This is a genomic window from Thermaurantiacus sp., from assembly GCF_053487655.1.
In genome coordinates, this window is record NZ_JBRCLD010000005.1 from 73,807 (window position 1) to 86,147 (window position 12,341).

Here is a 12,341-nt window from a genome sequence, read left to right on the forward strand (position 1 = left end):
CAGCATGTCCTGCAATCCTTTGGCAATGCTGCAATGGTTAATGGCGGCCACGGGCTCAGGCGAGGCTGGCAGCGCGGCTGGGTCCTTCCGGGCGCCCCTCGACGAATTGCTCGACCCAAGGGTTGCCTGAGCGGTCGAGTGCGTCGACCGGGCCTTCCCACATCATCCGGCCTTCGGCGAGCATGGCGACGCGATCGGCGATGAGTCGGGCAGAGTCCATGTCATGGGTGATCGAAAGCGCTGTTGCGCCAAGGGCTGCGACCTGCTCGCGGATGAGGCGGTTGATGACGCCAGCAATAATGGGATCAAGGCCTGTGGTCGGCTCGTCGAAGAAAAGGATGTCGGGCCTGGCGCAGATGGCGCGGGCAAGCGCCACCCGCTTCTGCATTCCGCCGGAAAGTGCGGCCGGCTTGAGGTCAGCAACGTCTGCGCCAAGGCCGACCTTGGCGAGCTCTTCGATGGCGCGTGCTCTGAGCTCGGCGGCGCGCCCGGAGCGTCCGGCCGTCAGCGCGAAGGTGACGTTGCGCCAGACGGGAAGGGAGTCGAAGAGGGCACCACCCTGGAAGAGCATGCCAAAGCGGGCGCGCGCCAAGTCGCGCTTGCGGCCAGACATGCGGACAAGGTCCTCGCCGTCGAGCAGGATGGAGCCACTGTCGGGCGCAAGCAGGCCGAGGACGCATTTCAGGAGCACCGACTTGCCAGCACCCGAGCCTCCGATGACAACCATCGACTGGCCGGGCCAGATGTCGAGATCAACGCCGTCAAGAACCTGCTTGGCGCCGAAGCGCTTGCGCACGCCGCGCAGGGACAGGCGGGGCAAAGTCATGCGCCGAACACCAGCACCGTGATGACGAGGTTGGCAAGGAGGATGAGGATGAAGGCGGCGACCACGGCATTGGTGGTGGCGCGGCCGACTCCGGCAGCGCCGCCGCTGGAGCGATAGCCGTTGTAGCAGCCCGCAAGGGCCAGGATGAATCCGAATACGGCGGCCTTGACGAGCGAGGAGCGCGTGTCCTCCCATTCGAGGTAGCGGGCGGTGGTCACGAGATAGGCAGTGCTGTTGAAGCCGAGCCGGGTGGTTGCAATGAGAAAACCGCCGAGCACGCCGATGATGTTGGCAATGATGACGAGAAGCGGAAGCATCAGCGTCGACGCCAGGAGGCGCGGAGCGATGAGGTAGCGAAACGGGTCTGTGCGCAGGGTGACAAGCGCGTCGATCTGCTCGGTCACCCGCATGGTCGCAATTTCGGCAGCCATGGCGCTTGCAACTCGGCCGGCAACCATGAGGCCTGCAAGCACTGGGCCAAGTTCGCGGACAATGGCAATGACAGTGATGGCTGGCACGGTTGACTCGGCGTTGAAGCGGCTGCCGCCGACGAAGACCTGCTGGGCGAGTGCAGCCCCAGTGAACAGCGCAGTCAGCCCAACGACGGGAAGCGAAAACCAGCCGACAAGGGCCATCTGCTCGAGGAGACGAGCCGGATACCAGGGTGGCCGAGCCGCGCGCACCAGGGCCTCGACTGCAAACAGGGCCATGCGGCCGAGCGCGCCAAGGGCTGCGATTGCAAAGGTGCCGATGGCGATCAGCAGACGGGCAAGCGCCGTCATGCGGCAACCCGCTCGAACCGCCGGCCGAGCATCACCAGAAGCTCATACTGCGAAAGGCCGGATGCAGCAGCAAGACGAGGCAAGTCGAAATCAAGCCTGAGCCAATCCCCTTCGGTCACATCAGCGCGCGTCACATCCACGGCAATCATATCCATCGAAATGCGGCCGACGGCAGGGCAAATCCGGTCTCCAGCCGAGAAGCGGAGCGCCGGCGCAAGAGCGCGCAACATGCCGTCGGCATAGCCGAGGTTGAGGGTTGCAACCCGTGCTGGGCCAGGCGCACGCCAGGTGGCGCCATAGCCGACTGGCGCACCGGGCGCGAGTGGCTTCACCTGGATGACGCGCGCAGCAATGGAGGCAACCCGCCGCACCCTGGCAGCAGGATGCGGCAGGCCGCCGTAGAGCCCGAGGCCGGGGCGGACAAGATCAAAGGCGAAGGCGGGGCCCCGGCAGATGGCAGCCGAGTTGGCGAGGCTGTAGCGATAGCGAGGCGCGGCCGCGGCAAGGGCACGTAAGCGCGCGCATTGGGCCTCGGCCATCGGGTTGTCGGGCTCATCGGCAGTTGCGAGGTGGCTGTGGATGGTTGCGACCGGAACGGCTGTTATGGCCGCCTGGACATCATCCGGGGCAAGGCCAAGTCGGTGCATGCCGGTCTCAACCATGAGGTCGGCCGGGCGGCCCGGAAAGGCCGAAGCCCAAGCGGCAACCTGTGCTTGCGTATTGAGGACGGGGCGCACCCAGGGCAGCCGGGCTGCCACTGGGGCCTCTTCGCTCGTGAAGCCGTGGAGGACGAGCACCTCGGCCCCGGCACCGGGCGGGCCAAGCGCATCCGCCTCGGCAAAGGTCGAAACGAGGAACGAGCGGGCGCCCTCGGCGTAGAGGGTCTCCACCACCAGCCGGGCGCCGAGACCATAGCCGTCGGCCTTGACCGCAGCGGCAGCAGGCACGCCGGCCCGGTCGCGGAACCAGCGCCAGTTCGCTGCCAGGGCCTCGCGGTCGATCATGATGCGAAGCGGAATCACGCGCGCCTGCCTAGGCCAAGGCCGCGGTCCGGCCTAGCTAATCCTTCAGAATCTGGTTCAGTTCGATGAAGGTGCCGTCAGGATCAAAGAAGTTGCAGCCAAGCACACGGATGGGCGGCCCGCCATTGCGGCCCGCATAGATCTGTAGCCGAGGCTCAGCCGTCATGCGGACTCCGGGAACCGCCTTGGCCATGGCACAGCGGGTCCTGGCGTCGTCGGTGTTGGCAACCAGCACATGGCCGCCCAAACCGAGGCGTGTCGGGTAGGGGCCTGGGTCGGGGAGCGGCGGGTCGGTAAATTGCATGAGGCCGATCCAGCCAATCCATGGGTCGTTGCCGTTCAAGAGCACGAGCCGAGTCATGTTGCCGGGCACGCCAGCCGGAAGTGCGATACCTGAGACCCTGATCTCGGAATCATAGTTGATGCGCAGCCCCAGCACGTCGCGGTAGAGTTTCAGGCTGTGCTCAATATCGCGGACCAGGATGGTGAGGCGCCGGATGTCGGTTGGAACGCGCTCGGCCGGGGCCTCGACCCCGGCGGCGCGCGGTGCGGGTGCCGGGGGTTCGGCAGCAGCAGCAAGGAGGAGCAGGAGGATCATGCGTCGGGCCCGAGGCTTTCGTCGAGGTCGCGGGGGCGGACGAAGCGGATGAGCCTGCCCTCCCCTTCCCGGATCAAGGCAAGCGAATCGCAGGCGAATGCAAGCGTTGCAAGGGCTGCAGTCGGGTATTTCTCGACGATGGCAGCACGCAAGGGCGCGTCGTCTTCAGGCGTGAGAAGGAGAGCAAGATCCTCAAGACCGGGGTTGTGCCCAACGAGGAGCAAATGCGGGACATCCTCCGTCGTCTGGAGGAGATCAAGGAGACCGACTGCCGAGGCCATGTAGATCCGCCGGTCAAGGATGGCGCCGAGGCTCCGGCCGAGACCTTCCTCCACGCCCTCGAGGGTCTCAAGCACCCGGACGGCGGGCGAGGCGAGCACGCGATCGAAAACGAGCCCAGTGTCGTGGAGATACTGGCCCATGCGCACAGCCGCGCGGCGGCCACGGGCATTCAAGGGCCGGTCGAAGTCGCGCTGGATGGGATCATCCCAGCTCGACTTGGCATGGCGCAGCAGGCTCAGCGTTCGCAACCCCATCCTCTCGCTGCTGCCTTCCCTGGCTCCCCTAGGAAGGTGGCGGCTGGCTGGCAAGCGCTCCCAAGAAAGGCCGCGGTTTCCGCGGCAATCTCGGCAAGCGGCAGCCGGCAGACTGGGACAGTCTTGGGGAAGGCGGAAAGGAGCCGCGATGGCACTTGCGGCCCCAGGAGCACAAAGACGCCGCGATCATCCGCTCGACGGATGAGCCGGCCGAAGGCCTGGGCAAGACGGCGGCGGACCTGTTGATCCTCATGGGCTTGCCCGCCGCCGGCAGCACGGCGCGCCGTCTCAAGAATGGTTGGCCTGGACCAGGGCACGCCTTCGAAGATGAGGAGGCGCAGCGAATCACCGGGGACATCGACTCCGTCCCGAAGCGCGTCGGTGCCAAAGAGCGAAGCCCGGCGGTCGGCACGGAACAGCTCGACCAGGGTTCCTGCATCCATGGGATCGACATGCTGGGCAAAGAGCGGCAGGCCCTCGGCAGCGAGCTGGTCGGCAAGCCGGGCGTGGACTGCCTTCAGCCGCGCAATGGCTGTGAAGATGCCAAGCGTGCCGCCACCGGCGGCTCGGATGAGGCGGGCGAAGGCGAGCGCGAGCATGGCCGGATCGCGCGGAGTCACGTCGGTTGCAATGAACACGCGGGCCTGGCGTGCATGATCAAATGGGCTTTCGGCACGGAACAGGCGTGGCGCGGTGGGCAGATAGGGCGCGCCGATGGCAGATGCGAGGGAGCGCTGATCATCCTCGGCCTCGGCCAAGGTCGCGGAGGTGACAGCAACGCCGTCGGCCCGGCTGAGCACAGCCCGCGCCAGCGGCTCGAGCGGGTCAAGCCAGTGGCGGAACAGGCCGATATCGCGTTCGCTGCCGCTGGCGCGGATGATCGCGAACCAGTCGACGAAGCGCGGATCGGGTGCACCTCCAACCCGCGCGAGCATCTTGCGCCAGGCGTCAACCAGAGTGACGCGATCGGCAAGCCCGGCCTGCGCCGCCTCGATCCGAGCAAGGCCGGGGGCATCGAGCCAGTCCGGCCGGACATTTGCCACCCGGTCCAGCTCGACGCCGAGCCGAACCATGGCCTGGCGCAGCACGTCAAGCGCGCGCGCGGCTGCTTCGGCCGCCTCGACGAGGCCAGGCAAGGGGTCGGCAATCGCGGTCTCGAGGCTGTGGCCGAGCTCGCTGTCCTCGGCACGAGTCAACACCTGCCGGCGGACGCAGGCAAGGAAAGTCTCGACCGGGCCTTCGGGTGCATCAGCGCCAAGGCGGTCGAGCCACTGGTCGGCGGGGAGCGCGGTGGCGGCTTCGCACACCTTCGCAAGCGCGGCGGCGCCGGCCCCGTCATGGGCGGCAAGGTCGAGGAGGCGGGCAGCGAGGCCACGCCGGCGGCCGCTATGCCTGCCGCTTCGCTCGGGGCCGAGGATCCAGCGGCGAAGCTCGATCGCCTCGCCGCCTGAAAGCAGCAGCGAAAAGGCGCCATCGGCTGCGTCGAACAGGTGATGGCCTTCGTCGAAGATGAGCCGGCGCGGAACCTCGCCGCCGCCGCGGGCGGCAACCGACATGGTGAGCGCATGGTTCGCAATCACGAGCGAGGCCTGCTGGGCGGTGCGGACGCTTCGCTCAATAAAGCAGGCTCGGAAATGCGGGCAGGCGGCACGGATGCATTCGCCGCGCCGGTCGGTGAGCGCAGGTAAGCCAACACGGCTGCGGAACAGGGCCGGAAGCCAGCCTGGCAAGTCGCCGCCCACCATGTCGCCGTCGGCCGTGAAGCGGGCCCAGCGGGCGATGAGCTCAACAAGGACGGCGCCACGCCCGGACACGCCCGTCCGCAGCGCATCCTCAAGATTCAAGAGACAGAGATAATTCTCCCGCCCCTTGCGCACCGCAATGGCGCGGCCACCGATGCGAGACGGCAAACTTGCCCGGGTCTCGGCCAGGAGCTGGCGCTGGAGCGCGCGCGTGTACGTCGAGATCCAGACTGCGCCGCCAGTTTTCATGGCGTGGAGGGCAGCCGGAGCAAGATAGCCAAGAGTCTTGCCGATTCCCGTCCCCGCCTCGGCGACAACAAGGTTGGGGCCTTCCTTCTCCTCCCTTGGCTGGAGCGCGTGGAGCATGGCTTGCGCATAGGCGCGCTGCATTGGCCGGGGTTCCCGGCGGCTTCCGCGCATCTTCTCAAGGGTCGAATCGACTTCGGCCTGCGCAAGCCGGACGGGGCGGGCCGCCGGGCGAGGCGGCATCTCCTCGAACTTCGGGAGCGCCTCGAACAGCGACGCTTCGGGTCGGGGCGGTGCCGGCAGCCGCTGCTTCACTTCGGCTGCCCAGCCCCAGCCGCGCCGAGCGAGCCGCAGCGCGCTTTCGAATGCACCGGCGCGCGCTGGCCACCTGGGCTCCAGGAGCGGGGCAAGAAGTGCGGCAGCAGCGCTCGAGAGGAAGGCCGTCTCGGCGGCAGGGCCCTCCGGCGGGGACAGGCCGAGGAAAGCGGCCAGCCCTGCTGCCGAGGGAACGAGGAACTGCGCCGGGTAGACGAAGGCGAAGAGTTCAAGGAGATCAAGACCCGAGCATTCGGCAAGGCCAAGCCGGGCCGCAGTCATCGGCGCATTGAGGAGAAGGTGGGGGGTTTCCGCCAGCCGCCGGGCGGCGGCGCGCGGATCGACCGGCTCCGCTTCCTGGCCAGGCTCTGCGATCCAGGCAGCGCCGTGGGTTGCGACGCACGCCGGATATGGCAAGGAAGTGGCCATGGAGACAGGTCTTGCCGCATTCCCTGCCGAAGAGCTAGCCGAGCTGCGCGCGGAAGCTGCAGTCAACAAGGCCTGGCCGTTTGAGGAAGCGCGCAAGATTATCGCCCGTTACCCGAACGGCTTTCCCGAAGACGGCGTGCTGTTCGAGACTGGCTATGGTCCCTCGGGCCTGCCGCACATCGGCACCTTTGGCGAGGTGGCGCGAACGACCATGGTGCGGCGCGCGTTCGAGCTCATGTGCCCGGGCGTTCCAACCAGGCTCATTGCCTTTTCCGATGACATGGACGGGATGCGCAAGGTGCCACCCGGCCTGCCGAAGCAGGAGATGCTGAAGGCCCATCTCGACCGGCCGCTGACCGCCGTTCCCGACCCCTTTGGAACCCATGAGAGCTTCGGCGCCCACAACAATGCGCGGCTCCGGGCCTTCCTCGACCGGTTCGGCTTCGACTATCAGTTCCTGTCTGCAACCGACTGCTACCGCTCCGGCCGGTTCGACTCGGTGCTGCTTTCCATCCTCGAACACTATGACGAGGTGGTGGACGTGGTGCTCCCCACACTTGGGCCCGAACGGCGAGCAACCTACGCCCCCTTCCTCCCGATTTGCCCAGGCACCGGGCGTGTCCTGCAGGTGCCCATCGTGGAGCGTGACCTGGCGGCCGGCACCATCAGCTATGACGATCCCGAGACTGGCGCGCGCGTGACCGTCCCAGTGACAGGCGGGCACGCCAAGTGCCAGTGGAAGGTGGATTGGGCGATGCGCTGGGTGGCGCTTGGTGTCGATTATGAGATGGCGGGCAAGGACTTGATCGACTCGTTCACACTTTCATCACAGATCGCACGGATCCTCGGGGGCCGCCCGCCCGAAGGGTTCATCTACGAGCTGTTCCTGGATGCCGAAGGGGCCAAGATTTCCAAGACCAAGGGCAATGGCCTCACCATCGAGGAATGGCTGGCCTACGCTCCGCCCGAGAGCCTTGCGCTTTACATGTACCAGCAGCCGCGGGTGGCAAAGAAGCTCCACGCTGGCGTCATTCCGCGAGCGATGGAGGAGTATTTCCAGTTCGCCGCCGCCTTTCCAGCCCAGCCGGCAAAGGAACGGCTGGGAAACCCGGTCTTCCATGTCCACAATGGGCCGCCGCCGCCACTGCCACCCGTCAGCTTCGGGCTGCTCCTGAATCTCGTGGCGGTCGCGGGCCAGGCCAACGCCCATGTGATTGGCGACTATCTGCAGCGCTATGCCCCAGCTTCAGACCCGGTTGGCGACCCGCGGCTTGCGGCCATGATCGAGCATGCCCTTGCCTTCCACCGCGACCATGTGGCCCCGACGCTCGCGCGGCGCCTGCCTGATGCCAAGGAGGCAGCAGCGCTCGTCGAGCTTGCCGACTGGCTCGCCGCCAATCCCGACGCACCGGCCGAGGCGATCCAGAACGAAGTCTACGCAATCGGCAAGCGCCACGGCTTCGAGCCCTTGCGGCGCTGGTTCCAGGCCCTATACGAGATCCTCCTTGGCCGCAGTGACGGGCCACGCATGGGAACATTCATCGCCCTGTATGGAACCGGTGCGACAAGGCGGCGCATCAACGAATCCCTGCGCGAGACCATCCCATGATTCCCATGCTTGTCCTGGCTGTTCTGCTCGCAGCGCCGGCGGGTGCCACGCCAGCCGTCGAAGCCTTCGCTGCCGGCCGATGGAATGAGGCGGCAGCCCTCGGTCGCAAGGGGACGAGCGCAGCCGACCGGATTGCCGAGGCCCGGGCGCTCTCGGTGATCGCGACCTACCAGGTGACCGACAAGGCCCGCGCGCGGGTGCTTCTCGAGGAAGCGGTTGCCGCAACCGACCAGGCAGTCGCCGCCGAGCCCCGCAACATGCGCGCCCTCCTCGAACGCGCGATCGTGACCGGCTATCTTGGCAAGCTCAAGGGCTCCGCCGGCAATGCCAAGGCCTCGCGCCGCGATGTCGAGACGGTTTTGGCGCGCGAGCCCGACAATGCGCTCGCCCATGCGATCCTCGGCGGCTGGCATGGCGAAACCGTTGCAACTGTCGGCCCCTTTCTCGCCCGGACGACAGTCGGCGCGCGCAAGGAGGAGAGTATCCGCCATTTCGACCGCGCCATCGCGCTCGATGGTGGCTCCGTGCTCTATCCCGTCTTCTATGCCTTCACACTGCTTGCGCTTGATCCCGGCAATGCCCCCAAAGCCGAGACCCTGCTCGCGCGCGCCGAGCGCAACCGCCCTGCTGACGCCTATGAGCGGCTGGTCCAGGCAAGGGGGCGGCAAGTGCTCGAGGCCCTGCGCGATCGCGATCCCGCGCGCGCTGCGATGCTCGCCAGGCGGCTGTCGCCACTGGGCCAGATCAGCTAGGGTTTCGGCGCTGCCGACGCCTGCCCCGCCCGCGGCAGACGGCGCAACCGGAACGCACGCCAGTCTCAGGGCATCGGAATGATGCGGCCCGCCGTCATCACGAAAACGGGCCGTGTGAGCGCGGCAGGGTCAGTGAGCGGGTCGCCATCGAAGGCGGCGATGTCGGCGAACTTGCCAGGCGCAAGCGTGCCGATGTCCTCGAGCATCCCAAGCATGGTGGCGGCTCCGGTCGTGGCCGAGACCAGCGCTGCGCGCGGGCTCATGCCACCTTTTTCGACCATGAGGGCGAATTCCTCCCCATTCCTGCCATGCTCGAACACGCCAGCATCGGTGCCAAAGGCAATCGGAACACCTGCGCGAACCGCAGCATGAAGGGCCCTGCCCCAGGCCGCAACCGCCTGGCGGGCCTTCACTTCAACGACAGGCGTGTAGATGGACTTGCCAAGCCGGTCGACGAGGCCCTGGGTTGCCATGAGGGTGGGGACGAACCAGGTGCCGCGCTCGCGCAGGATCCGCATGGTGGCAGCGCTCATGAAGGTGCCATGCTCGATCGAAACCGCCCCGGCAGTGGCAGCCCCGGCAATCCCGCTGTCGCCATGGGCGTGGGCTGCGACCTTGAGGCCAAGGCTGGTCGCCGCCTCGACGATGGCGCGCATCTCGGCATCGGTGAAATGCTTCTCAAGCCCGCGCGCCTGCTGCGAGAGGACACCACCAGTCGCCGTAATCTTGATGACATCAACGCCGCGCTGCGCGGCTTCGCGCACGCGGGCCATGCATTGCTCGGCGCCTGTGCAGGTGTTGTGATTGGAAAGCGCTGCCAGCACTTCGGGGCGGTAGCCGGTCACGTCGCCATGACCCCCGATGATGGAGATGGCCGGGCCTGAGGCGAGGATGCGGGGGCCGGGCAGCTCGCCATCGCGGATGGAATCGCGCAGTGCGAGCGCAGTCAGCGGCGCGGAGCCCAGATCGCGCACGGTTGTAAAGCCAGCGCGCGCAGTCACAAGCGCATTTTTGGCGCCGATCGCAACATGGCGCTCAGGCGGCACCGTCACAGCATAAAGGGGGCCGCGGCCAGGATCGCTGGTGATATGGACATGGCAGTCGATGAGACCAGGCACGACTGTCGCCTTGCCAAGATCAACCAGTCGCGCACCGGAAGGAAGAACCGCCTCATGCCCGAGGATGGCCGTAATCCGCTGACCTTCAACGAGAAGGGTGGCCGGTACCGGCATGCCGGAGCGCGGATCCGCAAGGAGGCGGGTAGTGCGGATCGCAATGATTTCGGCAGCAGCCGGGAACGCGAGAAGCAAGGCCGCAAGCGCCACCAGAAGGCATCGCAAATGGCATCTCCCTTTTGGTCTTGAGGCTGTCTTCCTGCCGACGTCCTATCCCGTTGACAAGGAGGCTGGCGCTGGCGTATGAGCCGCTGCCTCGCGCAGGCCCTGCCTTGCGCTCCTGTTCGGGCCCTGAGGCTGGGCCCTTTTGTTGAGGTTTGCGATGTTCGCGGTGGTTCGCACGGGCGGAAAACAGTATCGGGTTGCGCCCGAAGATCGCATCACAGTCGAGCGTCTGCCGGGCGAGGCGGGTGACACGGTTGCGCTCGATGTGCTGCTGCTGGCCGAGAATGGCGCGCTCAAGGCCGTCAAGGGGATCAAGGCGACCGCCGAGATCCTGGCCCAGAACAAGGGCGAGAAGGTCATCATCTTCAAGAAGCGGCGGCGCCACAACTACCGCCGCAAGAACGGGCATCGCCAGCTGCAGACGGTGCTGCGCATCGTCTCGATCGCCTGATCGCGCTACCCAGGAGGTCACCATGGCACACAAGAAGGCAGGCGGCTCCTCGCGCAACGGCCGGGACTCGGCCGGCCGAAGGCTGGGGGTCAAGAAGTTTGGCGGCGAGGCCGTTCTTGCTGGCAACATCCTCGTGCGGCAGCGGGGCACGAAATTCTATCCCGGCACCAATGTCGGGATCGGCCGCGATCACACGCTCTTTGCAACTGCCGACGGCGCGGTCCGCTTCCATGAAGGCAAGCTCGGCCGGAAATATGTCTCGGTCGTGGTCGAGGCGGCGGCCGCCAAGTAACCTCGCCACCGGTCGGGCGCGCACGAGGCCGGGCGCCTGCCCGGCCTTTTCCTTGTCCGGCGGTTCCCTTCCATGATGTTCCTCGACCAGGCCAAGATCCATTTGCGCTCTGGCTGGGGAGGCGACGGCTGCGTCTCGTTCCGGCGCGAGAAGTTCCTCGAGTTCGGCGGGCCAGATGGCGGCGACGGCGGCCGAGGTGGCGACATCATTTTTGAGGCCGTGCCTGGCCTCAACACGCTCATCGACTTTCGCTACAAGCAGCATTTCCGCGCCCCGCGCGGAACCCATGGCATGGGTGCGAACCGGACGGGTGCAGCCGGCGCAGATCTCGTGATTCCCGTGCCGGTTGGAACCCAAGTGCTGGCCGATGACGAAGCGCGCACGCTTCTTGCGGACCTGGTCTCACCCGGCCAGCGTGTCGTGCTGCTGAAAGGCGGCGATGGCGGCAAGGGCAATGCCCATTTCAAGTCTTCCACCAACCGGGCGCCGCGCCAGTTCCAGAAGGGCTTCCCAGGCCAGGAAATGTCGGTCTGGCTGCGCTTGAAACTCCTCGCCGATGTCGGCCTCCTCGGCCTGCCCAATGCCGGGAAATCGAGCCTTCTCAATGCCATCACTCGGGCGAATGCGAAGGTTGGGGCCTATGCCTTCACCACGCTGAAGCCCCAGCTCGGGGTGGCAGCGCACCGCGGCCGCGAAGTGGTGGTGGCCGACATTCCCGGCCTCATCGAAGGTGCAGCCGAAGGTCTTGGCATCGGCGACCGGTTCCTTGGCCACATCGAGCGCTGCCGCGTCCTGTTGCATCTCGTCGACGCAACGAGCCCGCACCCGATGCGAGACTACCGCACCGTGCGCGCCGAGCTCGAAGCCTATGGCGCTGGCCTCGCCGCCAAGCCGGAAATCCTGCTCCTCTCCAAGGCGGATGCGGCAAGCCCGGCGCGCCTTGCGCAGGCGCGGCGGAACCTCGCCCGGGCCTCGGGCCAGGAGCCGCTCGCCATCTCCTCGGCGACCGGCGAGGGGCTTTCTGCCATGCTCGACCGTGTGCTGGAAGCCCTCGGCCTGCCGGCGGCCGAGCCCGTACCCGCTGCCGCCGCATGGTCGCCGCTCTGAGCAGGTCCTCATGAGCACCGACGCGCGGCTCGGCCCGTTCCGCGACGCGGCGCGCCTCGTCGTCAAGGTGGGATCCTCGCTGCTGGTGGCAGCCGACGGCAGCGCCCGGCGGGAATGGCTCGCGACACTTGCCAGCGATGTCGCCGCCTGCGCGGCCCGTGGGCAGCGCATCATCCTGGTCTCGTCGGGCGCGATTGCGCTCGGGGCGCGGCTGCTGGGGCTCAGGGGCGGCGGGCGGGCCAGCCTCGAGGATGCGCAGGCCGCAGCAGCTGTGGGCCAGATCCGGCTTGCCGG

The 12,341-nt window shown here is 67.2% G+C and carries 13 protein-coding genes; 6 read left to right on the forward strand and 7 right to left on the reverse strand.

Annotated elements, in window-relative coordinates; translation table 11 throughout:
• Positions 1 to 55: 55 nt before the first annotated feature.
• From ACWIQA_RS00755 to ACWIQA_RS00780, 6 genes are read right to left on the reverse strand one after another with little or no spacing between them, the layout of a single operon-like run.
• Entirely contained in the window at positions 56 to 826 is a 771-nt protein-coding gene (locus tag ACWIQA_RS00755; RefSeq protein WP_448581153.1) for an ABC transporter ATP-binding protein, read from the reverse strand.
• Positions 823 to 1,608 carry an MlaE family ABC transporter permease gene (locus ACWIQA_RS00760; protein ID WP_448581154.1) on the reverse strand — a complete coding sequence of 262 codons (786 nt, stop codon included), beginning with the start codon at positions 1,606 to 1,608 and terminating at the stop codon, positions 823 to 825. The genes ACWIQA_RS00755 and ACWIQA_RS00760 overlap by 4 nt, the downstream gene beginning before the upstream one ends.
• Positions 1,605 to 2,630: an alanine racemase gene (gene alr, locus ACWIQA_RS00765; protein ID WP_448581155.1), complete on the reverse strand. Its 1,026-nt coding sequence runs from the start codon at positions 2,628 to 2,630 to the stop codon at positions 1,605 to 1,607. The genes ACWIQA_RS00760 and alr overlap by 4 nt, the downstream gene beginning before the upstream one ends.
• 37 nt (positions 2,631 to 2,667) lie before the next feature.
• Positions 2,668 to 3,228: a VOC family protein gene (locus ACWIQA_RS00770; protein WP_448581156.1), complete on the reverse strand. Its 561-nt coding sequence runs from the start codon at positions 3,226 to 3,228 to the stop codon at positions 2,668 to 2,670.
• A complete protein-coding gene (locus ACWIQA_RS00775; RefSeq protein ID WP_448581170.1) occupies positions 3,225 to 3,758 on the reverse strand; it encodes a SixA phosphatase family protein in 534 nt (177 codons plus the stop codon). The genes ACWIQA_RS00770 and ACWIQA_RS00775 overlap by 4 nt, the downstream gene beginning before the upstream one ends.
• A complete protein-coding gene (locus ACWIQA_RS00780; protein WP_448581157.1) occupies positions 3,746 to 6,496 on the reverse strand; it encodes an ATP-dependent DNA helicase in 2,751 nt (916 codons plus the stop codon). Before ACWIQA_RS00780 ends, ACWIQA_RS00775 begins: the two co-directional genes overlap by 13 nt.
• Here ACWIQA_RS00780 and ACWIQA_RS00785 point away from each other — a divergent pair.
• On the forward strand, positions 6,495 to 8,105 hold the full coding sequence (locus tag ACWIQA_RS00785) for a lysine--tRNA ligase (RefSeq protein WP_448581158.1): 1,611 nt from the start codon (positions 6,495 to 6,497) through the stop codon (positions 8,103 to 8,105). The two genes, ACWIQA_RS00780 and ACWIQA_RS00785, sit on opposite strands and share 2 nt — an antisense overlap.
• A complete protein-coding gene (locus tag ACWIQA_RS00790) occupies positions 8,102 to 8,857 on the forward strand; it encodes a hypothetical protein (RefSeq protein ID WP_448581159.1) in 756 nt (251 codons plus the stop codon). Before ACWIQA_RS00785 ends, ACWIQA_RS00790 begins: the two co-directional genes overlap by 4 nt.
• 65 nt (positions 8,858 to 8,922) lie before the next feature.
• On the opposite strand, the gene ACWIQA_RS00795 is transcribed toward ACWIQA_RS00790, so the two are convergent.
• Positions 8,923 to 10,167: an amidohydrolase family protein gene (locus ACWIQA_RS00795; RefSeq protein WP_448581160.1), complete on the reverse strand. Its 1,245-nt coding sequence runs from the start codon at positions 10,165 to 10,167 to the stop codon at positions 8,923 to 8,925.
• A 187-nt stretch (positions 10,168 to 10,354) separates the two neighbouring features.
• On the opposite strand from ACWIQA_RS00795, the gene rplU reads away from it, so the two are divergent.
• The 4 genes from rplU to ACWIQA_RS00815 all read left to right on the forward strand — a co-directional run.
• Complete coding sequence (gene rplU, locus ACWIQA_RS00800) at positions 10,355 to 10,648, forward strand: 50S ribosomal protein L21 (RefSeq protein WP_448581161.1); 294 nt, start codon at positions 10,355 to 10,357, stop codon at positions 10,646 to 10,648.
• A 22-nt stretch (positions 10,649 to 10,670) separates the two neighbouring features.
• Positions 10,671 to 10,940, forward strand: a complete 270-nt coding sequence (rpmA, locus tag ACWIQA_RS00805; RefSeq protein WP_448581162.1) for a 50S ribosomal protein L27 — start codon at positions 10,671 to 10,673, stop codon at positions 10,938 to 10,940.
• Between the two features lie 72 nt (positions 10,941 to 11,012).
• Positions 11,013 to 12,047, forward strand: a complete 1,035-nt coding sequence (gene obgE, locus ACWIQA_RS00810) for a GTPase ObgE (protein WP_448581163.1) — start codon at positions 11,013 to 11,015, stop codon at positions 12,045 to 12,047.
• Positions 12,048 to 12,057: 10 nt separating this feature from the next.
• The coding region (locus ACWIQA_RS00815; protein ID WP_448581164.1) for an amino acid kinase family protein at positions 12,058 to 12,341 on the forward strand (284 nt) is incomplete at its 3' end.